This window comes from Pectobacterium nicotianae (assembly GCF_023272715.1).
GTDB lineage: Bacteria > Pseudomonadota > Gammaproteobacteria > Enterobacterales > Enterobacteriaceae > Pectobacterium > Pectobacterium brasiliense.
On record NZ_CP096821.1, the window covers coordinates 4,199,666 to 4,225,167 of the forward strand.

General features: G+C 50.9%; 18 protein-coding genes and 1 tRNA gene. 7 read left to right on the forward strand and 12 right to left on the reverse strand.

Annotated features, from left to right (window positions below; translation table 11 throughout):
• Positions 1–34 precede the first annotated feature (34 nt).
• A complete protein-coding gene (mdh, locus tag MYB54_RS18655) occupies positions 35–973 on the reverse strand; it encodes a malate dehydrogenase (RefSeq protein ID WP_014914106.1) in 939 nt (312 codons plus the stop codon).
• Positions 974–1,442: 469 nt separating this feature from the next.
• Here mdh and argR point away from each other — a divergent pair, with 469 nt between their 5' ends.
• On the forward strand, positions 1,443–1,913 hold the full coding sequence (gene argR / locus MYB54_RS18660; protein WP_010283010.1) for a transcriptional regulator ArgR: 471 nt from the start codon (positions 1,443–1,445) through the stop codon (positions 1,911–1,913).
• A gap of 110 nt (positions 1,914–2,023) precedes the next feature.
• Here argR and tsaD read toward each other — a convergent pair whose 3' ends face one another.
• The gene (gene tsaD / locus MYB54_RS18665) at positions 2,024–3,037 is read right to left on the reverse strand and encodes a tRNA (adenosine(37)-N6)-threonylcarbamoyltransferase complex transferase subunit TsaD (protein ID WP_205593081.1); all 1,014 of its coding nucleotides are present in this window, start codon (positions 3,035–3,037) and stop codon (positions 2,024–2,026) included.
• A 227-nt stretch (positions 3,038–3,264) separates the two neighbouring features.
• On the opposite strand from tsaD, the gene rpsU reads away from it, so the two are divergent.
• From rpsU to rpoD, 3 genes are all read left to right on the forward strand, one after another.
• Complete coding sequence (gene rpsU / locus MYB54_RS18670) at positions 3,265–3,480, forward strand: 30S ribosomal protein S21 (protein ID WP_001144069.1); 216 nt, start codon at positions 3,265–3,267, stop codon at positions 3,478–3,480.
• A 154-nt stretch (positions 3,481–3,634) separates the two neighbouring features.
• Positions 3,635–5,389, forward strand: a complete 1,755-nt coding sequence (dnaG, locus tag MYB54_RS18675; protein WP_039313001.1) for a DNA primase — start codon at positions 3,635–3,637, stop codon at positions 5,387–5,389.
• Between the two features lie 154 nt (positions 5,390–5,543).
• Positions 5,544–7,379 (forward strand): RNA polymerase sigma factor RpoD, encoded by a 1,836-nt coding sequence (gene rpoD / locus MYB54_RS18680; RefSeq protein ID WP_014914103.1) that lies wholly within the window; start codon positions 5,544–5,546, stop codon positions 7,377–7,379.
• 98 nt (positions 7,380–7,477) lie between these two features.
• Here rpoD and mug read toward each other — a convergent pair whose 3' ends face one another.
• Entirely contained in the window at positions 7,478–7,981 is a 504-nt protein-coding gene (mug, locus tag MYB54_RS18685; RefSeq protein ID WP_248721192.1) for a G/U mismatch-specific DNA glycosylase, read from the reverse strand.
• Positions 7,982–8,121: 140 nt separating this feature from the next.
• Here mug and MYB54_RS18690 point away from each other — a divergent pair.
• Positions 8,122–8,197, forward strand: a tRNA-Ile gene (locus MYB54_RS18690).
• A 449-nt stretch (positions 8,198–8,646) separates the two neighbouring features.
• On the opposite strand, the gene MYB54_RS18695 is transcribed toward MYB54_RS18690, so the two are convergent.
• Together MYB54_RS18695 and MYB54_RS18700 are read right to left on the reverse strand one after the other, a co-directional pair.
• The gene (locus tag MYB54_RS18695) at positions 8,647–10,638 is read right to left on the reverse strand and encodes an acyltransferase family protein (protein ID WP_248721193.1); all 1,992 of its coding nucleotides are present in this window, start codon (positions 10,636–10,638) and stop codon (positions 8,647–8,649) included.
• Positions 10,639–11,045: 407 nt separating this feature from the next.
• Positions 11,046–11,948, reverse strand: coding sequence for a LysR family transcriptional regulator (locus tag MYB54_RS18700; RefSeq protein ID WP_014914095.1), 903 nt, complete (start codon positions 11,946–11,948; stop codon positions 11,046–11,048).
• Between the two features lie 181 nt (positions 11,949–12,129).
• Here MYB54_RS18700 and MYB54_RS18705 point away from each other — a divergent pair, with 181 nt between their 5' ends.
• Positions 12,130–12,891, forward strand: coding sequence for a type 1 glutamine amidotransferase domain-containing protein (locus MYB54_RS18705; RefSeq protein ID WP_014914094.1), 762 nt, complete (start codon positions 12,130–12,132; stop codon positions 12,889–12,891).
• A gap of 84 nt (positions 12,892–12,975) precedes the next feature.
• On the opposite strand, the gene MYB54_RS18710 is transcribed toward MYB54_RS18705, so the two are convergent.
• Both MYB54_RS18710 and MYB54_RS18715 read right to left on the reverse strand, forming a co-directional pair.
• A complete protein-coding gene (locus tag MYB54_RS18710) occupies positions 12,976–17,190 on the reverse strand; it encodes a sulfite reductase subunit alpha (protein WP_248721194.1) in 4,215 nt (1,404 codons plus the stop codon).
• Positions 17,191–17,608: 418 nt separating this feature from the next.
• The gene (locus tag MYB54_RS18715; RefSeq protein ID WP_043901805.1) at positions 17,609–18,112 is read right to left on the reverse strand and encodes a DUF1543 domain-containing protein; all 504 of its coding nucleotides are present in this window, start codon (positions 18,110–18,112) and stop codon (positions 17,609–17,611) included.
• Between the two features lie 376 nt (positions 18,113–18,488).
• Here MYB54_RS18715 and MYB54_RS18720 point away from each other — a divergent pair, with 376 nt between their 5' ends.
• Positions 18,489–19,892, forward strand: a complete 1,404-nt coding sequence (locus MYB54_RS18720) for a glycoside hydrolase family 1 protein (protein WP_248721195.1) — start codon at positions 18,489–18,491, stop codon at positions 19,890–19,892.
• A gap of 54 nt (positions 19,893–19,946) precedes the next feature.
• Here MYB54_RS18720 and MYB54_RS18725 read toward each other — a convergent pair whose 3' ends face one another.
• From MYB54_RS18725 to MYB54_RS18745, 5 genes are all read right to left on the reverse strand, one after another.
• The gene (locus tag MYB54_RS18725; RefSeq protein ID WP_248721196.1) at positions 19,947–21,863 is read right to left on the reverse strand and encodes a beta-glucoside-specific PTS transporter subunit IIABC; all 1,917 of its coding nucleotides are present in this window, start codon (positions 21,861–21,863) and stop codon (positions 19,947–19,949) included.
• A 316-nt stretch (positions 21,864–22,179) separates the two neighbouring features.
• Positions 22,180–22,542 (reverse strand): CopM family metallochaperone, encoded by a 363-nt coding sequence (gene copM / locus MYB54_RS18730; RefSeq protein ID WP_100017614.1) that lies wholly within the window; start codon positions 22,540–22,542, stop codon positions 22,180–22,182.
• 70 nt (positions 22,543–22,612) lie between these two features.
• Complete coding sequence (locus MYB54_RS18735) at positions 22,613–24,082, reverse strand: GGDEF domain-containing protein (RefSeq protein WP_014914088.1); 1,470 nt, start codon at positions 24,080–24,082, stop codon at positions 22,613–22,615.
• Between the two features lie 316 nt (positions 24,083–24,398).
• Positions 24,399–24,887, reverse strand: coding sequence for an ATP-independent periplasmic protein-refolding chaperone Spy (gene spy, locus MYB54_RS18740; protein ID WP_014914087.1), 489 nt, complete (start codon positions 24,885–24,887; stop codon positions 24,399–24,401).
• A 186-nt stretch (positions 24,888–25,073) separates the two neighbouring features.
• Entirely contained in the window at positions 25,074–25,370 is a 297-nt protein-coding gene (locus MYB54_RS18745) for a hypothetical protein (protein WP_010282972.1), read from the reverse strand.
• Positions 25,371–25,502: the final 132 nt, after the last annotated feature.

A 25,502-nucleotide genomic window follows, 5' to 3' on the forward strand; every position in this document is an offset into this window, starting at 1 on the left:
TATTCAACGTCACGTATTACAAGAATCTCAATGATTAATTCTTGATGAACGTCTCGCCTAGCTCAATATCCTGCTTCAGCGTATCCAGCATGCTGTTAAGCGCATTTTGCTCAAAAGCGCTTAGTGTGCCGATGTCTTTACGCTCGGCGACGCCGTCTTTGCCTAACAGAATCGGTTGAGCGAAGAAGCGAGCATATTTGCCATCACTTTCAACGTATGCACATTCCACCACACCGCTTTCGCCTTGCAGCGCACGAACCAGAGACAGACCAAAACGTGCCGCAGCCTGGCCCATCGACAACGTAGCCGATCCGCCACCGGCTTTGGCTTCAACAACCTCGGTGCCCGCATTCTGGATACGCTTGGTCAGATCGGCCACTTCCTGCTCGCTGAAGCTGATACCAGGAACCTGAGACAGCAGAGGCAGGATCGTCACACCAGAGTGTCCGCCGATAACAGGCACATTAATATCCTGCGGCTGTTTGCCTTTCAGCTCAGCAACGAATGTGTTGGAACGGATGATATCCAGCGTGGTGACGCCGAACAGTTTGTTTTTGTCGTATACGCCCGCTTTTTTCAGCACTTCGGCTGCAATGGCAACAGTCGTATTCACCGGGTTGGTGATGATACCGATACAGGCTTTCGGGCAAGTAACCGCAATTTGCTCAACCAGATTACGCACAATGCCAGCATTGACGTTGAACAGATCGGAACGATCCATACCAGGTTTACGTGCCACACCTGCGGAGATCAGCACGATATCTGCACCAACAAGCGCTGGTTTAGCATCTTCACCGCTATAGCCTTTGATCTTCACTGCTGTAGGAATGTGGCTCAGATCGACGGCAACACCCGGCGTTACTGGGGCGATATCGTAAAGGGATAGTTCTGAACCTGAAGGAAGCTGGGTTTTGAGGAGGAGTGCGAGTGCCTGACCGATACCACCTGCTGCTCCGAGAACTGCAACTTTCATCCTAAACTCCTTATTATCATAAAATAAAAAAGTGCCGTGAATTCATTTGGTTATAAACAGAATATAAAAATGGGGATACGAGCAACCTACTTATCTTTCTACAAATGACATGAGAGACAAAAAATACGCTATGTCTCTAATAATAAATCAAAAACAACCATTCGTTTGAAAGGTAAGTAAAGTTAATAAGCTATTGAGCTATAACGCGGTGTTCATTCACGTGCGATTAACCTGTGCGCTACATTACACCGATCGATGGCGTCCAAACAACATCATTCTGATAACATTTGATTTACTTTTATGTGACGCAGGACGCATTTTTCGGACTACCCGAGAGTCGATTTTTTTTGAAAACAGCGACTAACGCATATCTGATGAAAGGGACTGGAATTATACGCGACTTAATTGCATAAAAATTCACACAACTGCATAATAGGAAGATTAACCATAACAATTAATCCGGTGCAGAATGCGAAATTCGACAAAACAAGAAGACCTCGTTAAAGCGTTCAAAGCGCTGTTAAAGGAAGAGAAGTTCAGTTCTCAAAGTGAAATTGTTCAGGCATTGCAAGACGAAGGATTTGAAAATATCAATCAATCCAAAGTGTCACGCATGCTAACGAAATTTGGTGCCGTGCGCACGCGCAATGCCAAAATGGAGATGGTGTATTGTCTCCCCGCTGAACTTGGCGTTCCGACGACATCCAGCCCGCTGAAGAACCTTGTGCTGGACGTAGATTACAATGATGCCGTTGTCGTGATCCATACCAGCCCTGGAGCCGCACAGCTCATTGCTCGCCTGCTGGACTCACTTGGGAAGTCAGAAGGTATTCTCGGCACCATCGCAGGGGATGACACCATCTTTACCACCCCGGCAAGAGGCTTCAGCGTCAAACAGCTTTACGAAGCTATTCTGGTGCTATTCGAACAAGAGCTGTAACCCGCTCGTCCGCTGCCGCTTTTTGTCATTCGCTCTTTGCTAGGTATTTTTTACTACGTTTTTCGCTACGTGTAGACCCGCTACACGTAGCGACTATTGCGTTTAACGCCTCACACCGCAGGCAATTCAGCCAATGGCCAACGTGGCCGAACGGATACGCCCAGCGTCGGGCTCGCGCCATGAACCAGACGTACACTGCCCGCATAAGCAATCATCGCGCCGTTATCTGTGCAGAATTCGGGGCGTGCATAAAACACTTCACCACCGCGTTTCACCATCACTTCCCCTAAGCGCTGGCGCAGCGTCCGGTTTGCACTCACGCCCCCCGCCATGACCAGTCGTTTAAAGCCCGTCTCATCCAGCGCGCGACGACATTTTATCGCCAGCGTATCTACTACGGCATCTTCAAAGGCACGTGCAATATCGGCACGCGTTTGATCGTCATCGCCGTTGCTACGAATCGTATTAGCCGCAAACGTTTTTAGCCCGGAGAAGCTGAAATCCAGCCCCGGCCGATCGGTCATCGGGCGCGGAAACGTGAAGCGCTGGGAATCCCCCGCCTGCGCCATTTTCGACAGCATTGGACCGCCGGGATAATCTAATCCCAGCAATTTCGCCGTTTTATCAAACGCTTCACCCGCCGCGTCATCAATCGACTCGCCCAGCAGGCGATATTCACCAATACCCGTCACGCTGATAAGCTGCGTATGGCCACCAGAAACCAGCAGCGCTACGAAGGGAAACGCTGGCGGATTATCTTCCAACATCGGTGCCAGCAAATGCCCTTCCATGTGATGCACAGGAATCGCCGGCACACCCCACGCGAATGCCAATGACCTACCAATCGTCGCGCCCACCAATAGTGCGCCGACCAAACCTGGGCCAGCGGTGTAAGCCACGCCATCGATATCGTCAGCCTGTAGCCCAGCTTCGCGCAGCGCCGCCTGAATTAACGGAACCGTTTTACGCACGTGATCGCGTGAGGCGAGCTCAGGCACTACGCCGCCGTAATCAGCATGTAATTTGACCTGACTGTATAACTGATTAGCGAGCAAACCGGTCTCTGTGTCATAAATGGCCACGCCGGTTTCATCACAGGATGTTTCGATACCCAATACGCGCATTGCTGTTCCTACTTTGATGACGATACAAGCGCCCGTTGAATGCCGCTTGCTTCAAACTGTGGATAGTCTACCATAAGCGGCCTGATTTCTGCTCTGGCCGCGGTTGGGTGTTTTATGATCACCGCAATGCTTTACAAAGGCGTCACGTTTGCAGTAGAATTCCGCACCATTTTGAAAAGGCTGGCACAAGGCCAGCGGCAAACCGAATTTATTGAGGTGAGAGGCACATGCCGGTAATTAAAGTACGTGAAAACGAGCCGTTCGACGTAGCTCTGCGTCGCTTCAAACGTTCCTGTGAAAAAGCAGGCGTTCTGGCTGAAGTTCGTCGTCGTGAGTTTTATGAAAAACCAACGACCGAACGTAAGCGCGCTAAAGCTTCTGCAGTGAAACGTCACGCGAAGAAATTGGCTCGAGAAAACGCACGCCGCACTCGTCTGTATTAATTTTCAGGAGGGTTTCCCTCCAACGCGTGATTAATCCGCAGACTTAGCAGTTGCATACGTAAGGCCGTGCTTTCCGAAAGGAAGCGCGGCTTGTTGTCGTTTATAAGCTATATCCAATGTAACCATCTTACAGAAGGGTATACACCAGGGGCTTATGGCTGGACGAATCCCACGCGTATTTATTAATGACCTGCTGGCTCGCACCGACATCGTCGATCTCATTGACGCGCGCGTCAAACTGAAAAAGCAGGGCAAAAACTATCATGCGTGCTGCCCGTTCCATCACGAGAAAACCCCCTCATTCACCGTAAACGGTGACAAACAGTTCTATCACTGTTTTGGCTGTGGCGCACACGGCAACGCCATAGACTTTTTGATGAATTACGATCGTCTAGAATTCGTTGAAACCATTGAAGAACTTGCCACTCAATACGGCCTCGAAGTGCCTTATGAAACCGGCACTGGCCCAACCCAGTTAGAGCGTCACCAACGGCAAAGTCTGTACGAATTGATGGGACAGCTCAGTGGGTTCTATCAACAAGCACTAAGCCAATCAGTCGGTACGCCAGCGTTGCAGTATCTGCAACAGCGCGGTTTAAGTGCAGAAGTGATCAGCCATTTTGCGATTGGCTTCGCCCCGCCCGGCTGGGATAACGTTTTAAAGCGCTTTGGCCGCAATAATGACGACCGCAGCACATTGAACGATGCCGGCATGCTGGTGACTAACGATCAGGGCAGAACGTATGACCGCTTCCGCGAACGTGTGATGTTCCCCATCCGCGACAAACGGGGACGAGTCATTGCCTTCGGCGGACGCGTATTAGGCGACGGTACACCAAAGTACCTTAACTCGCCGGAAACAGAAATTTTTCATAAAGGTCGCCAGTTGTACGGCCTGTATGAGGCGCAGCAAAATCACCCAGAACTCAAACGACTGCTGGTTGTTGAAGGTTATATGGATGTGGTGGCGCTGGCGCAATTTGGTATTGATTATGCGGTGGCATCGCTGGGTACCTCCACGACCGCCGATCACATTCAGTTACTATTTCGCGCCACCGATCTGGTGGTGTGTTGTTACGACGGAGACCGTGCCGGACGTGAAGCGGCATGGCGCGCGCTGGAAACTGCGCTACCCTATTTGAACGATGGTCGCCAGCTACGCTTTATGTTCCTGCCAGACGGTGAAGATCCCGACACGCTGGTGCGTCAAGAAGGCAAAGTCGCTTTTGAACAGCGCATGGAACAGGCCCTACCGCTGTCGCAGTTTCTGTTTGAGACGCTGCAACAGCAGGTGGACATGAGTTCACCCGATGGCCGTACCAAGCTCAGCACACTGGCACTGCCGCTGATAGGCCAGGTACCGGGAGAAACGCTGCGGCTGTATTTGCGCCAGCAGCTCGGCAACAAGCTAGGCATTTTGGACGACAGCCAGTTGGACAGACTGCTCCCAAAAGTGGCAGAGCAGGCTCAATCCTACCAGCCGCCGCAACTAAAAGTCACAACTATGCGTATACTTATAGGGCTTTTAGTACAAAATCCAAGACTGGCAGCAGAGGTGCCTGACCTCGCGCTGGAAGGCATTGAAGAAGACAAAGTGGCTGGTTTATCCCTGTTTCAGGACTTGGTGAAAACCTGCAATGCCAGCCCTGGGATGAACATGGGTCTGCTGTTGGAAAAATATCGCGACAGCAAGTACCGCAAACAGCTTGAAACTATGGCTTCATGGAACCATATGATCGTAGAGGAAGAGCTCGACGAGAAGTTCAGAATCAGTCTGGCAGAGCTCTACGATCAGCTGTTGAAACAGCGACAAGAAACATTGATTGCCCGTGACAGAACGCATGGGCTCAACGCCAAAGAAAAAAAAGAGCTTTGGTCGTTGCAACTGGCGTTGACCAGAAAACACTGATACAGAGGCTTAATTGCCGATAAATAGCAGGGTTGAGCCCTGCAAAGAGCCGCTACAGGGGCCGCGGCGATAAGAAAAATACCCCTAATGCTATTGTTAGCGAACTACGCTGACCGACACCAACCCAAATACTCTGAAGTGTGGATACCGTCTTATGGAGCAAAACCCGCAGTCACAGCTGAAGCTGCTTGTCACCCGTGGTAAGGAGCAAGGCTACCTGACCTATGCTGAGGTCAATGACCATCTGCCGGAAGATATCATCGACTCGGATCAGATCGAAGATATCATCCAGATGATTAACGACATGGGCATCCAGGTGATGGAAGAAGCACCGGATGCAGACGATCTGTTGCTGGCCGAAAACACCAATGATGCCGATGAAGATGCGGCAGAGGCTGCTGCGCAGGTTCTATCCAGTGTTGAATCGGAAATTGGTCGCACCACCGACCCGGTTCGCATGTACATGCGTGAAATGGGTACCGTTGAACTGTTGACGCGCGAAGGCGAGATCGATATCGCCAAGCGTATTGAAGACGGTATCAACCAGGTTCAGTGCTCTGTTGCGGAGTATCCTGAAGCCATTACTTACCTGTTGGAACAGTATGACCGCGTCGAAGCGGGCGAAAGCCGCCTGTCCGACCTGATTACTGGCTTCGTCGATCCTAATGCGGAAGAGGACATTGCGCCTACCGCGACTCACGTTGGTTCTGAGCTTTCGAGCGAAGAAATGGACGATGATGACGAGGAAGAAGACGACGAGGAAGAAGAAGACGACAACAGCATCGATCCTGAGCTGGCGCGTGAGAAGTTCACCGAGTTGCGTGAGCAATATGAAACGACCCGTCAGGTTATCAAAGCCCACGGTCGTAGCCATGCGCTGGCAGCACAGGAAATCCTGAATCTGTCCGAAGTCTTCAAACAGTTCCGTCTGGTGCCAAAACAGTTTGATTTCCTGGTTAACAGCATGCGTTCCATGATGGATCGCGTTCGTACTCAGGAACGTTTGATCATTAAGCTGTGTGTTGAACAGTGCAAAATGCCGAAGAAAAACTTCGTCACGATGTTCACTGGCAATGAAACCAACAACACATGGTTTGCCGCAGCAGTCGCCATGGGCAAACCATGGTCTGAAAAGCTGAATGATGTTGAAGAAGACGTCACCCGCAGCCTGCAAAAACTGCAGCAGATCGAAGAAGAAACTGGCCTGACGATCGAGCAGGTTAAAGACATCAACCGCCGTATGTCGATTGGTGAAGCGAAAGCGCGTCGTGCCAAGAAAGAAATGGTGGAAGCTAACCTGCGTCTGGTTATTTCTATCGCGAAGAAATACACCAACCGTGGTTTGCAGTTCCTCGACCTGATTCAGGAAGGTAACATCGGTCTGATGAAAGCGGTAGATAAGTTTGAGTATCGCCGTGGCTATAAATTCTCGACCTATGCGACCTGGTGGATCCGTCAGGCGATCACCCGTTCTATCGCCGATCAGGCGCGTACCATCCGTATTCCGGTACACATGATTGAGACGATCAACAAACTGAACCGTATCTCTCGTCAGATGTTGCAGGAAATGGGTCGTGAGCCGACGCCGGAAGAGCTGGCTGAGCGTATGTTGATGCCGGAAGACAAAATCCGTAAAGTGCTGAAAATCGCGAAAGAGCCGATTTCAATGGAAACCCCGATTGGTGATGATGAAGATTCACATTTGGGCGATTTCATCGAAGATACGACTCTGGAGCTGCCGCTGGATTCCGCCACATCGGAAAGCCTGCGTTCTGCGACACACGACGTACTGGCTGGCCTGACCGCGCGTGAAGCGAAAGTCCTGCGCATGCGTTTCGGTATCGATATGAACACCGACCATACGCTGGAAGAAGTGGGCAAACAGTTTGACGTTACGCGTGAACGTATTCGTCAGATCGAAGCGAAAGCACTGCGTAAACTGCGTCACCCAAGCCGTTCCGAAGTGCTGCGTAGCTTCCTGGATGATTAATTCACTCCTTAGCTAATCCACACTTCAGATAACTGCATGATAAATAGCCCCGGTCCGCCGGGGTTATTTTTTGCCCGTCAAAAACGCTCAGATTGGTTTCACGCCTTATTCTGCAACGCTTGATGCAGTTCCTGATACGACGCCACCAGCGACTCCAGCGTCGCACGGTTCAGCCCACTAGGGTTCGGCAGTACCCAAACCTGCGTCTCGCCAATACGCTGCTCCTGACGCCCCCACGAAACCTTCTTGATACCAAACGCCTGACTGAACGCCTGCTTCCCTAACACCGCCAGCGCACGCGGCTGATAGTACGTCATCTTCTCGACAATCGCATTGCCGCCTTGCAGCAGCTCGTCTCGCCCCAGTTCGGTGGCTTCAACCGTTGGGCGCTCCACCAGCATGGTGATGCCGCATCCGGTATCCAGCAGATGCTGTTCTTCCGCGGGTGTCAGCAAACGTTCAGTAAAGCCTGCCTGATAAATCACTTTCCAGAAGCGATTACTGGGATTCGCAAAGTGATAACCGTGATGGGCCGTCGACAGCCCAGGGTTGATGCCACAGAAAACAACCTGAAGATTCATAGCCAGAATATCGGTAATCATGTCTTTCCCTACTTCCGTTGACTACAGCCATCGTAAATTCTGATAAGAATAACAACAAGCTATCTTGAGTATAAAACCACCACCCGGCAGATAGGCTATAGACCTCCCCCTGCACATTACCGTATAATCATCGCCCATTCGGCCCCTTAGCTCAGTGGTTAGAGCAGGCGACTCATAATCGCTTGGTCGCTGGTTCAAGTCCAGCAGGGGCCACCAAATTTAAGGAGTTGCGTTAATAGCGCAGCTCCTTTGCTTTTTCCAGAGTGTTTTCAAACAGGATGAGTGGTTAGCAAACACCATCACCGCGCTTTACCTCACCCATGACTCACCTAGTATTAACTCGCCTGCTTCTCGATTGAGAGAAACACATCATAGTATTAGCAATATCGACCATTACCATCTCAATAGCGTAGCTTGAGGTTTATCAAATCGAGTCAGCCGGAATATTTTATCGAAGGGTTTTAATCGGAAATACCAGACAGAAAGACGGGTTTTTTACCTGTTCAGAACGGGGAATAAAATCAAATGAACCACGGGATGCTCACTGTATGACTATAACAGCAAGCGCCCCGTGAATATCTGAATAGGCTGGTACGGGAAAATACCAGCCGAAAAGCTGACTACCTCAAGAAAAGTGTGAAACTAAAATAGATGTACTCACACTCTTAATTGTCAGCGGGTGCTGAGTCGAGAATCGATGGAACATGACTCGATGCCCACTTAGTAAAGTAATCCTGAAGCAGCAGTGAAGCATATTCTGAGGTATGACCCTCGTCACGATATAATGGAAGGCCATTCTTAACATAAGAACATTTACCGTCCTTTCTATCGCAGAAGACATCATTCTGTTCAAAAACAAGCACGCCGGGGTGGGTTTTATTAACCGCCACGAGCAGTGGGCTGAAATCTTTCAGAATGGAACTCCGAACATCAGAGGAAACCAAGCAATCCTTTGGATGCTGTTTAAGGGGCGATTTAAAGCAGGCCTTTGGATGAAAACCCGGTCTTATGTGTGGCGTAAAAATAATGACCTTCACACCCTGTTTTTCAAGGAAGTCGATGCGTTGAATCACTCTGGCAATCTCATCGCTAGATGGCTGTCGTGACAAACCGTCTAAAATGACAAATTTTATGGATGGTGTTCTCTTGATAATGTCATCAATAAATTTTGCTTGATCGGTTATCCTGGAACCATAGCAAGGGCTTCTCGGATCGTCACCAGAGTTATCAAAACCAACCCCACACGTTCCTATCGAAAGGATAGTCTGGTGCTTCAATTTTTCATTTTTAGCGAACCCAGGATAGAGCTGGTTTGCGTAGCTATTGCCCAAAAGAAGAATCGTTGGCGGATTAGTTCCACTCTTCATGCAGAACCACCAAGCTAGATTATTCTGATCTTTATAAGGGTATTCAGACAGGCAAGTCTCATTCTTTGTATAGGCCCATATTGGTCCCATAAACTGATACTGGACCTCTTTGGTAAAATCACTCGTTGTCACAGCCTTGCGTTCTGCAAATCCATCTTTATAAAAAACAGCAGAACCAGATAAAAATAGTACAACACTTAAAAGAACCAACGTACCAACAAATCTATATCCCTTTGATTTTCTTATTTTCCCTTCAACAAATTTATACGTAAGCCAGGCCAATAAGATCGATAAAAAGACAGCGGCTAATCGCAAAAAACGATCTGGCGTGCCTCTTTCGACAATTCTCAAAAAGGTCAATAACGGCCAATGCCACAGGTACAAAGGGAAACTGATTAAACCAAACCACACCACGATCTTATTGCTCAAAAACAAACGATTGAGCACCGCATTAGGGCCAGCAAAAATGATTAAAACAGCACCAATAACGGGAATCAGAGCCCAAAAGCCAGGAAAGTATGCATCTTTATTGATGGATAAAAAGCCAAAACCCAAGATCAAAAAACCAAATAGTGAGAAGCCATTTATCACAAACTGATTTTTTTGAAACTTATCGACAAAGCTCTTGTGATAAAGAACGATAAACGCCAATAAACTACCGAACAACAGTTCCCAGAATCGGGTCAATGGAGAGTAAAACGTTGCGACTCCATCGCTCCTTATCATATAAATATTCAGAACAAAAGAAGCCAAAATACAACTCAGTAATAACGCAATTCGGCGAAAATTCATTCTCCAGAAAAGACAACACAGCAAAGGCCAGAGAAAATAGAATTGTTCCTCTATACCTAAGCTCCACAAGTGCAAAAGTGGTTTAGTTTCTGCGGCATTATCAAAATAGCCAGATTCGCCCCATAGCACTAAGTTGGAAACAAATCCAACCCCCGCCATGGTATGCTTACCTAATTGCTTATACTCATCAGCAAGTAAAGCAAACCAGCCAAATACAATAGAAACAGTCAAGACCAGTAGCAAGGCGGGAAATATCCGCTTGATACGGCGTGCATAGAACTCAGAAAAGCTGAATGTTCCCTTATCTAAATTCTCGAAAATAATGGTGGAAATCAAAAAACCGGAGATAACAAAAAAGATATCAACACCAATAAAACCACCTTTCATCCAATCAGGAAAGGCGTGGAAAGCCACAACAGAAAGAACAGCAACGGCTCTTAGCCCGTCAATGTCGGGGCGGTATTTTGGGTGTGAAAGATGAGAATTCGATGTTGTCATTAGGCTAAGTTCACGCTCGGCAAAACTTGTCAAAGAATTTTAGCCGGATAGAGTGTAAAAAAGTGGTAAAAATTATACTCTCAGATGACCAACGGCAACAACTTTTACCCTATCTAACCGTTACGCTAAACAGTAATTCAGATACTTTACCCCCGCAGAATGCCCGACAAATACCACGTTCATTGCACCTATCGTTTTCTGATGTGCTGTTATCACTTTATCTTTAAGATAAATACACTATAAAAATAGCGTGAATCACGACAAATACCGTGACAGGGGCTCATGAGTAAGATTTTAACCTGCGTGTTGAGCGGTATTGTGATGTTTACCGCTGTTGGCGTACATGCCGCTGAAAAGGAGGGCTTTACAGAGTTATTTTCACAGCGAAACTATTAGGGTAGACGCATTCACGTCTTAATTATCTGCGAACACACGTCGATAAACGCACGCAATTTCGGTTGATTCCTCGCGGCTCTTGAGAAATAAAGAAAGAGGCCGTCATTTCCGGGTGAGAGATCGAGTAACGCGGCTTCCAGCGTGCCGTTTGCCAGTTCGCGTGAAGTATGAAAAGTGGATGAGTAAATAAGCCCAACGCTCCTGACCGCGAGGCTACGCATGAGCTCGCCATCGTTCACGGTAATTGTACCGGCTGGCTCAACTCTTACAGTTTCTTTATTTTCGACAAACTCCCACCGATAAATATCTCCCTTTTCAGGGCGACGAAAGCGAATACATTCGTGATGCTCCAGATCGCGCGTCGCTTTAGGCTTACCGTTCGCTTTGAAATAGTCCGGCGAACCGAATACCGCCCACTTGAATGGTGGGGAGAGCCGTACTGCAATCATATCCTGTTCGATATATGAACCGATCATGATGCCGGCATCATAGCCTCCAGAGACGAAGTTATCGTGACGATTACTCACCGTGATATCGATATTCAAATTCGGCCACGCCTGACGAAATGCAGGGATGAGCGGCTCGATAACATGGGGCAATGCTAATCGCTCGACGATCAGCTTCAACGTCCCCGATGGTTTTTTTGCCGATTGAGCCACATCTTCAAAACCTGTTGCGATAACGTGTGCCGCAGGCCCGATTCTCAGCAGCAGCTCTTCCCCCGCTTCCGTCAATGCCATCTTACGCGTCGTGCGGTGGAAAAGTAGCACGCCGAGGCGATGCTCCAGTTTCTGGAGCGACAGGCTCACCGCTCCCGGTGTCTTACCCAGATCGAGCGCGGCTTTGCGAATGCTCAAGCGTTTCGCTATAGCCAGAAATTCTGCCAGTCCATCAAAACTATCGGATTGCCCCATCAGGGTTCCTCATCGTCATGCAACACAGGGATCATAAAACGCATTTTACGATAATTTATCACGGCAATATAAAGTGATTACATCGATTTTTTAAACAATACGTTCCGTTTTTACCGTCTGTTTTCAGCCAATTATCACGGATATAGTGGCGACCATCACCACCTGCTGAAAGGAGTTTTTTATGTCAATCATCAAGCGCTGTGCTGGTCTTATCGCCGCGATGGCTGTGTTTGCCGCAGCCTCCCCTGTTTTCGCCCAGGCCAATTTGAAAGAAGAGAAGGTATTAATCGTCGTCTCCAGTCTGGATAAAAAAACCCCCGATCTCGTTGGCGGTTTCTGGTTCCCAGAACTCACTCATCCGGTCGAGGTTTTTGACAAAGCTGGGCTGGATTACGATATTGCGAGCCCCAAGGGCGGGATGCCTCCGTTTGACGGATTCGATCTCAAAGATCGGGCAAGCCTAGATTTCTGGACTAACCCGGAACACCGCAACAAACTGGCTAATTCAATCCCCCTGGCAAAGGTTGATCCCGCGAAATATAGCGCGATCCTGCTGGTTGGAGGACATGGACCAATGTGGGATTTCGCCAACAATCCTGAGTTGATCAACATCGTGCGTACCATGTACGAGAAAAATGACATCATCAGTGCCGTTTGCCACGGTCCGGCAGGCTTGCTGAATGTGAAGCTCAGCAATGGTGAACTGTTGATTAAAGGCCGTCGCCTTACCGGTTTTACCGCGGAAGAAGAAGTGTCCCGTAATTACGACAAGATCGTTCCGTTTGAACTTGAAGCGGCACTGAAAAAGGATGGCGCAACATTTGAAGAAGCCCCAATCTTTGAAAATAAAGTCGTCGTTGATGGGCGATTGATCACCGGCCAAAACCCGGCATCCGCTCAAGCGCTGGGCGAAGCCGTCGTCAAAGCACTGAAAGCGAAGTAACGTCATGAAATCACGGCGTTAGGTGATAAAACGCCTAACGCCGCGTCAACAGAAAGCCCCAGCCCCACGAGTACAGCGGGGAAATCAGTACACGTCGCGTACATAGCGTTTGTCCTGCGCCATTTTGGCAACATAGGCTGCCGCTTCGTCATTGCTCATTACGCCATGAACCTGTACCACTTGCCGGAGCGCTAAATCAACATCCTTAGCCATGCGACTGGCATCGCCACACACGTAGAAATACGCCCCCTCCTCTAGCCAATGCCACAATTCAGCGCCCTGTTCGCACATACGGTGCTGCACATAAATTTTCTCGCTTTGGTCACGCGAAAAGGCCGTATCCAATCGGTGCAGGTAACCATCGCGCTGAATCTCCTCCAGTTCATCACGATAGTAGAAATCGGTCGCGGCGCGCTGCTCACCAAAAAAAAGCCAATTCTTACCTTGGGCCTTCATCGCTCGTCGCTCTTGCAGAAAAGCTCGGAAAGGTGCGATGCCCGTGCCTGCACCCACCATGATGATTGGCATACCAGCGTGTTTCGGTATGCGAAAATGGGCTGACTTTTGGATGAAAATGGGCACCTCTGCTGCTCGGTCAGCCAGAAAGGTTGAACACACACCACCACGTTGTTTGCCATCCATGCTATAGCGCACCGTCGAGACAGTCAGGTGGATCTGATGTGGGGTGACTTTCGGGCTGGACGAGATCGAGTATAAGCGCGGCTGAATCCGCTTGAGCACGGCCAACCATTCGTCAGCCTGAACCTGAATCGGAAACGATCGTAGTAAATCGATAATCTGCCGTCCCCACAGCCACTGTTTGAGCTCCTCCTTGCGTTCTTCTTTCAACAGATCGACAAGAATAGGATGACCCGAACGTTCACGAACAAACTGCAAGATCTCCGGCGTGATACGGGCAATCTCGACATGCTGAGATAATGCCTCGGCAAGCGTCATCTTCCCCTTATCTTTGACAGCCACGATAGTAGAAGGCGCGAGTGTGAGTGCAGAGAGCATATCGCTCACCAGTTCGGGGCTGTTAGTTGGCCAGATGCCGAGCGCATCACCAGCCTCGTAATGCATATCGCAGCCTGAAATATCAAAGGCGAATTGCCGGGTCTCTTTTTCCGTGCCCGGTGCATTAAGCAGTTGATTGATGGCAAGGCGTGCTGGCAGAGGTGCATTCCTGCTGAAGGTGGGAGCCGCTACCACGGCAGGCGCCAGCACACGCTCTTCATCCTCATCAGCCAGTACCGCTGTCGCAGTGGTAGCAATGTGACTTGCCGCTGGCACAGGTGCTCCCGCAAGAACGTTAACCATACTGTCCAGCCAGGCTGTTGCCGTATCCTGATAGTCAGGCTCGCAGTCGACTCGTGCTAATAAACGCTTCGCACCCAGAGCCTCCAGCCGTGCATCGAGCCGACGGCCAAAGCCGCAAAACTGGTCGTAGTTTGAATCACCCAATGCCAGCACGGCGAACGTCACGTCAGCCAGTCTGGGGGCCGCCTCCGCCTGCAATGCCGTCCATAAATTCATACCATTATCAGGAGGATCGCCGTCGCCAAACGTGCTGGCGATAAAGAGCACGCGCGGCGTTGCAGGCAGATCTACACTCTTGATGCTATCCATCTCGGACAACGTGACGACATGTCCCTCCGTTTTCAGACGTTCGGCGCACTGTGCTGCAAAGCCTTCCGCATTGCCAGTCGATGATGCCCATAAAATCAAAACAGGTGACGGCGATGTCCCTCCCGCGATCACAGGAGAGGACATGGGTCGCGAAGCGATGCCGCCATCAGGCAGCCAGGTGCGAGCAAAAAGCCCCGCTAGCATTCCGTCGAGCATCAGACGTCTTGAAGGTTCCAATGGTGCTGTGGCAGGCAGCACGGGTATGCCACCAGCTAATCGTGATGCGTCGGTACGCAAAGCCGCAATATAACCTTGCAGATAATGCTGTTCGTGCGTACTCAGCGTCATCGCCGGAGGCGCATCAAGACCAAGCAGCGTGGCCAGCGCATCAATGTGTTTCATGTCGAGTTCCTTGATGTCGTTATTCGGCGTACCCGCCTCAGCGTGTTCCGATACAGGAACAGCAGCAGAACGGCTCTCCCGCTCTGGAGAAATAAGCGCTGATGGTTCAGCGATCCGCGCCAGCGCCACCGCAGAAAACTTGAATTCAGGCTGCTGGGAAATCGGGTCAATGGCGTCACTGGTGACCGCGTTAATCGCCAGATCGTCACCAAAGACATCATTCCAGTGGAACGGTGCAAAGCAGTTGCCGGGACGTACTCGGTCAGTAACGATGGCAGGAAGGACTGCACGCCCTCGACGTGAACGGACTTCCACGCAATCCTTATCTTGAATGCCAAGCGCGATGGCATCTTCGGGATGCACTTCGATAAAGGGTCCTGGGTTGAGCTTGTTAAGCGTTGGAATCTTTCCGGTTTTCGTCATCGTGTGCCACTGGTGCTGTAAGCGACCCGTATTCAACACGAACTGAAAATCACCATCCGGCATTTCGGCAGGTGGCATATGCGGTCGAGGCAGGAATACCCCTTTACCGCTTTCGGTCGCAAAAACAAGACGCGGCCGCGTGCCGTCTGGTAGGTCTTTACGCGTCTGGCTCAAACCGTCATTAAGATAGCGAATGGGGTGACGATCTTGCTTATCATCAGGGGGACAGGGCCACTGCAAAGGAGCCTGCCGTAAGCGCTCATAGCTGGCACCACGGATGTCATAGCCGGTTTTCGGGTTCCAGAATTGCTTGATTTCTTCAAACACCTCAGAGGCCGAACTGTAGCTAAATCCCTGCGAATAGCCCATCTCGCAGGCCACGTTAGCAATAATTTGCCAGTCGGCCATCGCTTCGCCGGGCGGTTCAACGGCCTTTTGCATTAGCGTCAAATTTCTCTCGGAGTTGATCATCACGCCTTCCGCTTCAGCCCACAGCGCACCGGGCAGCAAAATATCGGCATAACGGTTAGTCTCGGTATCGAGAAACGCATCTTGTGTGATAACCAGCTCAGCAGCTTGCAGCCCTGCAATCACGTTCTGACGATTGGGGACCGTGGCGACCGGATTGGTGCAGATAATCCAACACGCCTTGATCTTGCCCGCCATCATGTCTTCAAACATGGCGACGGTGCCCCCGACCAGATCGGTGCGCAACGTGCCAGCAGGGACGTTCCAGAGGGCCTCAATAGCCGCGCGATCTTTCTCCACCAGCACCGAACGCTGCCCCGGTAATCCCATCCCCATATAGCCCATTTCACGCCCGCCCATCGCATTGGGCTGCCCCGTCAGAGAAAATGGGCCGCTGCCGGGGCGGCAAATAGCGCCTGTGGCTAAATGCAGGTTACAGATCGCATTGGTATTCCAGGTGCCGTGCGTGCTTTGGTTAAGCCCCATCGTCCAGCAACTCATCCACTCCGGCGCGGTACCAATCCATTCCGCCGCCTTGCGGATGTCGGCCTCTGGTAGCCCGGTTATCTCCGCCACCGTCTCTGGGCGATAGTCGTCAAGGAACTCAGGCATCGCCTCCCACCCTTCGGTGAACTCGGCGATAAATGCAGGATCGGTGTGCCCATTCTGGACAAGCAGATACAGTAGGCCGTTAAGTAGCGCCAAATCCGTACCGGGCTTAATTTGCAGGAACAGATTCGCTTTGTCCGCCGTGGTATTGCGGCGTGGGTCAACCACGATGAGCTTAGCGCCTGCTTTAACGCGATCCATCATCCGCAGGAAAAGGATGGGGTGGCAGTCGGCCATGTTCGCACCAATGACAAAAAAGACATCGGCATGTTCAAAATCCTGATAGGAGCCCGGCGGCCCATCCGACCCCAGAGAAAGCTTGTAGCCGCTCCCCGCACTGGCCATACACAGGCGTGAGTTCGACTCAATGTTATTCGTCCCGATGAAGCCCTTAGCAAGCTTATTCGCCAGATATTGGGATTCCAGCGACATCTGGCCGGAGACGTAAAGCGACACCGCATCAGGACCGTGAGTATCAATGATCGCCCGTAACCGCCGCGCGGTTTCCTTGATGGCCTTCCCCATATCAACCCTGACCGATTCGTGCTGACGATCCGCACGCAGGTAGGCGTACTCCAACCGTCCTGATTCAGCAAGAGCCTGCCCACTCGTATTTCCCTTAGTACACAGTCGACCAAAGTTGGTGGGATGCGTCTTGTCGCCTGACACCTTGATCACGCGATTATCTTTTACTTCCATCACCACACCGCAACCGACCCCACAGTAAGGGCAAACACTTTTTACACACGCTGAGGATTTGGCATTCATGACTGACTCCCATCGGACCGACGTGTTACAACCTCGTAAAAGAAAGGCTTAACCTGACGAATCCAGACATAAAAAAACGTCCACATCCCCCTGCTCTCGCCGTAATGCGAAAAGCATGATGATGTGGACGCCGTTGTCCTGACCGAGGTTGTACTCACCGTTGAGGCAAACCTGCGGAATCGCTATATGCTTGAGAAGCAAGTTGCGTGCCACCGTTATGCACGGCCAGATATAGCGAGAGAGAGGGGGAAACGAGGGAATGCCGTGCAGCGTAGCTGCATCACGGTGGTGCAGGACCAGAGACCGCCGCTCACTTCTGGTTCATCTGATCCTTCCGTTATGTATGTCGATGAAGAAAAGCCGGTATACCACGTCAACGTGTTCTACTGGCTTAATTCGGGAGCGCAGGATACCGAAATCAGAGACCGATCGGCTGGTAGCCCTGCCATTCTGGTGTGAAGGGAACGCCGGTTGCACAAGGTGTCAGATGGATATACAAACCGTCGATTTTTTCAAGTAGCAGACAGTCATCGACATCCTTAAGGTTGTCCTTATGCTGATGCAGCGCGCCATTAAGGAGTGATGCCAATCCTTTCGCTTTTGCTTCTTGTGCGCTCTTCGCCACAAATAAATCGAACGCATGCAGTTCCGCCAGCGTTGACGGGTGATAAGCACCCGCGTTGACAAAAAAGAGCCGATTGTCGTCCGTTGGTCGCGTATCCGAAAGGGTAACGGTATAACCATCAGCCCATGTCAAACGCGCATAGCCATCAATATGCACTTTATCAGGGTCGCCAAACCACGCCTCCCGCAGTGCAGGCCAGGCATCCTCTGGCTTCTCAGCCGCTACAAACTGGATATCATGGACTTCGATATTGGACTTCCCAGCGTTCCCTCCCAGGTAAAACATATAAAGATGCACGCTATTTTCTCCTCATAGATGACATCAGCCATAGGACTGTATTACCCCGCAATCGTTATATTCTTTTATACACAACGATAAGACCAGAAAATATCCTAGCTTTTCCGATATCGCATTCTGTCTTGTGCCGATGTGGTACCAGCAGAGATGCCGTGACTCGCGTCACATAACCAGACGGGGGCATTGCCGCAGAGATTCAGGATTGTATAGTGTTCTAACAAGACGTTACCGCCAATGGCGGGCGAGACTTGGGCAGAGGTGAGTAGTGATACTCTCTTCTGCCCAAGTTTTTTTTTGCCTGTCATCCGGCGGTTCCCAGCGCGGAGCCACAGCCCGACGCAGCGTAATGATGTAGAAAACGATAAGGAGAAATACCATGAAAGCATTCCCCGACGGATTTTTATGGGGCGGTTCAGTCGCAGCAAACCAGGTTGAAGGCGCATGGAATGAAGACGGTAAAGGTGTGTCGACCTCCGATCTTCAGCTAAAAGGCGTGCATGGTCCGGTGACGGAACGCGATGAGAGCATTAGCTGCATCAAAGATCAGGCCATCGATTTTTATCATCAATACCCGCAGGATATTCAGCTGTTTGCCGAAATGGGTTTTAAGGTGTTACGCACCTCGATTGCCTGGACGCGCATTTACCCAGAAGGTGATGAAGCGGAACCTTGTGAAGCCGGTCTGGCCTTCTACGATCGCCTGTTCGATGAAATGGCAAAACACCAGATTCAGCCGCTGATTACGCTGTCGCACTATGAAATGCCTTACGGGCTGGTGAAAAAGCTGGGGGGCTGGGGCAACCGTGCCGTCATCGACCATTTTGAGAAGTACGCCCGTACCGTTTTCAGCCGCTACAAAGACAAGGTGAAGCACTGGCTGACCTTCAATGAAATCAATATGGCGCTGCATTCACCCTTTACGGGCATCGGGCTGAGTGGCGAGCCTTCGAAGCAAGAGATTTATCAGGCCATTCACCACCAACTGGTTGCCAGCGCACGCGCGGTAAAAGCCTGTCACGACATCATCCCGGATGCCAAAATCGGCAACATGCTATTGGGCGCGGTACGCTACCCCATGACCTGCCATCCGAAAGATGTACTGGAAGCGCAGAGTAAGAACCGTGAATGGCTGTTCTTCGGCGATGTGCAGGTACGCGGCACCTATCCGGCTTGGATCCAGCGCTATTTCCGGGAAAATGGCATCGAACTTACCATTACCGCGCAGGATAAAGACGATCTGAGCCACACCGTAGACTTTGTCTCCTTCAGCTATTACATGAGCGGCTGCGCGACCTTCGAGCCGGAGAAATATCAGTCCTCACGCGGCAATATCATCCGTCTGATTCCTAACCCACACCTTGAGGCCTCCGAATGGGGCTGGCAGATCGACCCCGAAGGCCTGCGCTTCCTGCTGAACGAGCTGTATGACCGCTATCAGAAGCCGCTGTTCATCGTGGAAAACGGTCTGGGTGCACGCGACGTGGTGGAAGAGGACGGCAGCATTCACGACAGTTACCGCATTGATTACCTGCGTCGCCATCTGATTCAGGTACGTGAAGCCATCGACGATGGCGTCGAACTGCTGGGCTACACCAGTTGGGGACCAATCGATCTGGTCAGCGCGGGGACGGCGCAGATGTCAAAACGCTACGGCTTTATTCATGTGGATCGCGATGATGACGGCAAAGGCACGCTGGAGCGTCGGCGCAAAGACAGCTTCTACTGGTATCAGGATGTGATTAACAGCAACGGAAAATCGCTGCAACCCTATAGAACATAAGATGATAGAGAAAATCAGACGGCGTATTCACACAGCGCCGTCTGATTAATTGCATTACACCAGCGCAATAACCGTCTCTCCGGCCTGCTGCTGACGTGCCGCACCGAGGCTGAATACGCGATATTCTTCCGCATTCGTGATCACCATCGGCGTCACCGTGTCGTAGCCCGCCTTCTGGATCGCGTCCAGATCGAACTCCAGCAGCAGTTGGCCTTTTGTCACTTTATCGCCTTCTGCAACGTGCATCTGATAATGCTGACCTTCCAGCTGTACCGTGTTGATGCCGACATGAATCAGAATCTCCGCACCCTTTTGCGAGAGAATACCGACGGCATGGCCGCTGGCGAACGTGCTGGCAATCATGCCGTCCACCGGCGAATAAATACGACCTTCTTGCGGCAGAATGGCGACCCCCTGCCCGACGACGCCGGAAGAGAACACCTTGTCATTTACCTCCTCCAGCAAGATCAGTTCACCTTTTGCTGGCGACCCCAGTTGTTCCGCCGTCTCCGGTGCGTCTTTCAGCGGTAGAGGCACAGCATTGGCCTGCTGGCGCGATACTGGCGCAGCCGGTGTCGTGGTGGGTGAATGCGTGGGAGCCGGCGTACTCTCGGCAGGCTGCGTCGGTTCATCAAACCCAACGATAACCGTCAGTACAAAACTGGCCACGAAAGCAATCGCACAACCGATGAGGAACCCGATAAAGCCCTCGCCGTAGAAAATCGGCAGCGTCAGCAAGCCGGGCATTCCCATGGAGATCGCCGAGCTTTTCGCGTAACCGACGATCGCGCCCCCCAGTGCAGCTGCGATCACCGCACAGATAAACGGTTTCTTCAGCTTCAGCGTGACGCCGTAAACGCCAGGTTCCGTAATGCCAAACAGCGAGGCGATAAAGGTGCTGCCCGCCAGCGCTTTGAGCTTTTTATCTTTGGTACGCACCATGACGCCCAACAGCGCACCAGACTGAGCGAAGACCGACGGGCTGGATGCCGCTTTGAGGTAGCTGTGTCCCATGACCGAAAGGTCATTAATAAAGACGGTCACGAAGCCCCAGTGCACACCGAAGATCACTAAAATCTGCCATGCCGCCGCAATCAGCGCCCCGGCAATAATCGGGTTGAAGCTATAGATACTGACAAACACCGACGCAATCAGCTTACTGGCCGAAATACCAATCGGCCCGATGGTCATCAGCGTGAGCGGCACCATCAGCACCAACAGGAAGAACGGCGTCAGAATATTGCGTACGCTTTCGTGGATATGGCGATTCAGGAAGCGCTCGATATACGACATCAGCCACACGCTGAAGATAATCGGAATCACCGAGGAGGTGTATTTCATCATCACAACGGGCAGGCCGAAGAACGTCACGGGCTGACCGGCATCAAATAGCCCCTGAATCGTCGGGTAAACCAACGCACCAGCAATCGACACCGCCACAAAAATATTGGTTTCGAATTTACGCGCGGAGGTAATCGCCAGCAGCATCGGCAGGAAGTAAAACAGGCTGTCGGACGCCGCATGCAGGATGACATAGGTGCTTTCTTTGGTATTAAGCCAGCCGAGCGCAATGACGATAGCCAGCGCCCCTTTTAGCACACCTGCCGCCGCCATCGCCCCCAGCAAGGGGGTAAAGATCCCGGCAACCAGATCGATCAGCCGCCCCATCGCAGACGTTGATGCTTCGCTTTCTGCCGTCTGACGTTTCCCGTCGCCGTCTTCCAGCAATTTGGAGATCGCACCAAACGCGCGATATACCTCCGGCACGCGGTTCCCGATCACCACCTGCAATTGTCCTGATGCGTTGATAACCGTAATAACGCCTTCCAGCGCCTCAAGCGCAGCCACATCGACTTTACCGTGATCGACAATCTTAAAGCGCAAGCGTGTTGCACAATGCACCAGAGTCGAAACGTTCGTCTCTCCTCCGACCAACCTCAGAATATTTTCAGCGAGCACTTTGCTATTCATAATGACTTCCCGTTTCGTCAATGGCTGCAACTGCCTGATACACGTCATCCCGCTTGTTATCCGCTGGCCAGCTGGAAAATAAGCAAAAAAAAACCTGGATAAAGCAGCGTGCTATACGCTGCTTTATCCAGGTCTCGCCCAGAAAATTCTGGTGACGTCCTTTCCTGTTTTCTAACAAGTTCACGCGGAGAAAGCTATCTCTACGTTTTATTCTGTGAAAACAGTCACTAAATTTTCATCAATCGTGCGAAGCCGCCCGCTCCACGGCCTGATAAAAACAAAATGACGCCTCTCAGAAGAGGCGCCATAGGTAAATTTACGGCTTGTTCTGCTTCTTCAACCAGGCTTCCATTTGGTCGATCTCCGGCTGCTGGGCTTTGATAATCTCTTCCGCCAGCTTACGCAACTCCGGGTCTTTGCCGTATTGCAGCTCCGTTTTTGCCATATCAATCGCGCCACGGTGATGTGCAATCATCCCTTTGGCAAAGGCAATATCAGGGTCGCTGGACTGCATCCCTTCCATCATATCGCTATGCATCGCATCCATCCCTTTCTTATACGCCTGCTGGGAGGGCGACGCGTCGTTCGCAGCACCGTGGCCGCTATGCGCGCTGTCGGCCGCGAACGAAATAAACGGAGCCAGCAACGCTGCCGTTAATAACAAATGGACTTTCTTCATCACAACCCCTCAATCAGTCACAGTAACTTTGAGGGTAGACGTTCCAGTAAGGGGAAGGTCAAGGGAAGAGTCAGACCTCTTCGACCAGGCGCATACAGACGCGATTACGCCCCTGCGCTTTCGCTTTATACAACTGCTCGTCCGCCAGCCCGATCAGATCGTAAATATTGCCGCCTTCATGTTGGGGAAACATGGCAACGCCAATACTGGTCGTAAAATGGATTTTCCGGCCGTCGGACAGCGTCAACGCCGTGGATTCCGTAAGACGCCGCAGCGCTTCAGCCATGGCTTCGGATTGCTCAGCCGTCAGGTCATAAGCCGCAATGACGAACTCCTCCCCACCCCAGCGACAAAGGATGTCGCTCGGACGAATCGTAGCACTCAGCATACGGGCAAAGCTGGCGATCAGTTCATCGCCACAGGCATGACCGTAGGTATCATTGACCTGCTTAAAATAATCGATATCCAAAAACAGCAGCGTTAATTGGCGCTTTTTCTTATTCATCAGCACGCCCTGCCGCCCGTTCAACATGCTGAGAAAAGCGCGACGATTGAAAGTGTTGGTGAGCGCATCCTTCAGGCTGCTGCTTTCGATGATTTTAATCAGCCGCCGGTTCATCGAGACAAAATGAGAGACGCTTAACATCGCCATAATTAACATCGCGATATTCAGGCGCGCCGTAGTGAGAAACGAATTAATGTATGCTTCGGAATTCGAGTCAATGAGTATACCGACTTGATTAATATAGAGATAATTCAGTATCACGCCGGTAATCGCACAGAGCAACGACATGATCGGAAAAGAGTAATTGAACGCACACAGCGTGAGTGGAATAACGGACAGCGTAATCAGGCTGGCATCCAGGAAAAAGAGGCTCACTAATAAGAAAATGATGAAGACCAGAAAGGGAAAGATATTTTCTCTGATGTTCTTAGGGCACAACGGAATATTCCGTAACGCGCGCAGGATGTCTTTACCCCGCAGGAAAAAGAACGCGAGGATAATACCGGTTCCTAGTTGCTCACTGAACCAGTCCATAAACTCGGCATAGCGGTTTCCCGTATCGTAGACATACGCATAAACCCCATACGCCACGCCAGATAAGAACGCGCCGACAAACGTCGAAGCAAAAATAATATAGACGTAATACTTGGTGAATTTTTCAAATGTCGACCACTTTCCGGTAAACCGACACATCAGGCAAAACGCGCACCAGGCTGTCACCACAAAAACCATATTGCACAAACATAACAGCACCTTGGTTTTTAACGGTGAGTTATTGTCCATCAGTAACGCAGCCGATAGCATCGCGGCATAACTCACCAAAAAACCGCTACAGATAAAAAGCGCTTTACCTGTTATCGCCCCTCTTCTGGCTCTGAAACTGATCATGAGGCAAAACACCAGAATGTTGGCGGGCCAAAACAGCGACAGCTCATCCAACACCCGAAACCGAAATCCCATACAGCTCACGATGAGAGTAGTCAGAAACAGCAGCGGCATGAATTTTATAGTTTTTAACGTCAAATCGTGATTCATCTGTCCTTTACCGCCCGCTATCCGATCATTTCACCTGCTGTCTCCGCGTGAGAATAGCATTAATCATTTCCCTACTCACAGTGCGATGGCGGCGGGAAAATAAATAAAAAACCACCGGACCGAGGCATTACCCGTGAGGTAATACATCAATCCGGTGGTCTTGTTGACTTATACTCGTCATACTTCAAGTTGCATGTGCGTTGGCCGCGTTCACTCACCCGAATCACTTACCTGAGTAAGCTCATCGGGATTCCTTCTCTTGCCGCCTGCCTGAAACTCGAATTATTTAGAGTATATTTATTTCCGAGCGGACGCGTTATTCCGCAGGAACAGGCTTGCCGTCAGGTTTTGGCGGTTGAGTCAGTCGTTTTTCAAAATTGTCGTTGTACTGCTTTTTCTGCTCTGGCGTCAGAACGTTGTAAATTTTGTTCTTGGTTTCCAGTCCGTTAAGCATTCTGGCCTTGTGCGCGGCGTCGGCTTTATCCAACTGTGCCTGTGCTTTTGCGGCATCAAACGTATCGGATGCAACCAGGCTATGCATATCACGACGATCGTCCTGCATCGCTTTGTGCATTTTCTCGCGGGACTCTTTCATGATGTCTTTAATTTGCTGCTTCTGCGCTTCCGTCAAATTCAGCTCCTTAAACATCGCATCCGGCCCCATCATGCCACGATGCTCCCGCCCTTCTTTCATCATCATCTTGTGTTCCGGGCCGGGACCTTTCGGTGCGTCATTAGCATGCGCGATACCTGCCGCGCCCAATGCCAAGGAAGAAGCAACCAGCATTGCAGTGAGTTTACGCATATTCTATTCCTCTCTCTGAATTGACTTGTCGACGGCGAGTGCCGTGCTACGAGAGAAAGTATAGGCCCGACACCTTCAGTTAATTAGAGCAAGGGTAAATCTCTGCAAGTGTCGGCTCCACATTTGCGGCAATTATGGAGAATGAGGAGGAATTGTGTAAGGAAGCGGAAGGATTGCGTTAACGCGTTACCGCAGTGAACGCCTAAAGGCGCTGGCTTCTTGTGCCAACACATCAAGATGGGCATGAACAACCTTCATTTTCTGAATCAGCGGATTACGCTCCGGCGAGCTATCCATCGAGCTCAGCTGTGCGGAGAGCCGTTCAATCTGCGCACAAAGGTAAGCGTCACGCTCTTTCGCCTGAAGCAACTGCTGCTGGAGGGACTGATGTTCCTGCCGCCACGTCTGTTGCTGACGTTGAACGCTTTGCTCTAACGCCCGAAGCGCGCTATCCAGCCGATATTCCAACTCTTCCACCCGCATAACGATACCTTTGCACAATAAACTCGCGGATTATAATGTCACACGCCCCCGACAACAAACACTCCAATGCACGATCCCTTGTCTGCACGCGCTTCTCCCCAAGGTTCGCAATGACATCAATCACAATAAATA

Coding starts and splice junctions, on each gene's coding strand:
- mdh (WP_014914106.1), bottom strand. CDS start 973: ATGAAAGTTGCAGTTCTCGGAGCAGCAGGTGGTATCGGTCAGGCACTC.
- argR (WP_010283010.1), top strand. CDS start 1,443: ATGCGAAATTCGACAAAACAAGAAGACCTCGTTAAAGCGTTCAAAGCG.
- tsaD (WP_205593081.1), bottom strand. CDS start 3,037: ATGCGCGTATTGGGTATCGAAACATCCTGTGATGAAACCGGCGTGGCC.
- rpsU (WP_001144069.1), top strand. CDS start 3,265: ATGCCGGTAATTAAAGTACGTGAAAACGAGCCGTTCGACGTAGCTCTG.
- dnaG (WP_039313001.1), top strand. CDS start 3,635: ATGGCTGGACGAATCCCACGCGTATTTATTAATGACCTGCTGGCTCGC.
- rpoD (WP_014914103.1), top strand. CDS start 5,544: ATGGAGCAAAACCCGCAGTCACAGCTGAAGCTGCTTGTCACCCGTGGT.
- mug (WP_248721192.1), bottom strand. CDS start 7,981: ATGATTACCGATATTCTGGCTATGAATCTTCAGGTTGTTTTCTGTGGC.
- MYB54_RS18695 (WP_248721193.1), bottom strand. CDS start 10,638: ATGACAACATCGAATTCTCATCTTTCACACCCAAAATACCGCCCCGAC.
- MYB54_RS18700 (WP_014914095.1), bottom strand. CDS start 11,948: ATGGGGCAATCCGATAGTTTTGATGGACTGGCAGAATTTCTGGCTATA.
- MYB54_RS18705 (WP_014914094.1), top strand. CDS start 12,130: ATGTCAATCATCAAGCGCTGTGCTGGTCTTATCGCCGCGATGGCTGTG.
- MYB54_RS18710 (WP_248721194.1), bottom strand. CDS start 17,190: ATGAATGCCAAATCCTCAGCGTGTGTAAAAAGTGTTTGCCCTTACTGT.
- MYB54_RS18720 (WP_248721195.1), top strand. CDS start 18,489: ATGAAAGCATTCCCCGACGGATTTTTATGGGGCGGTTCAGTCGCAGCA.
- MYB54_RS18725 (WP_248721196.1), bottom strand. CDS start 21,863: ATGAATAGCAAAGTGCTCGCTGAAAATATTCTGAGGTTGGTCGGAGGA.
- copM (WP_100017614.1), bottom strand. CDS start 22,542: ATGAAGAAAGTCCATTTGTTATTAACGGCAGCGTTGCTGGCTCCGTTT.
- MYB54_RS18735 (WP_014914088.1), bottom strand. CDS start 24,082: ATGAATCACGATTTGACGTTAAAAACTATAAAATTCATGCCGCTGCTG.
- spy (WP_014914087.1), bottom strand. CDS start 24,887: ATGCGTAAACTCACTGCAATGCTGGTTGCTTCTTCCTTGGCATTGGGC.
- MYB54_RS18745 (WP_010282972.1), bottom strand. CDS start 25,370: ATGCGGGTGGAAGAGTTGGAATATCGGCTGGATAGCGCGCTTCGGGCG.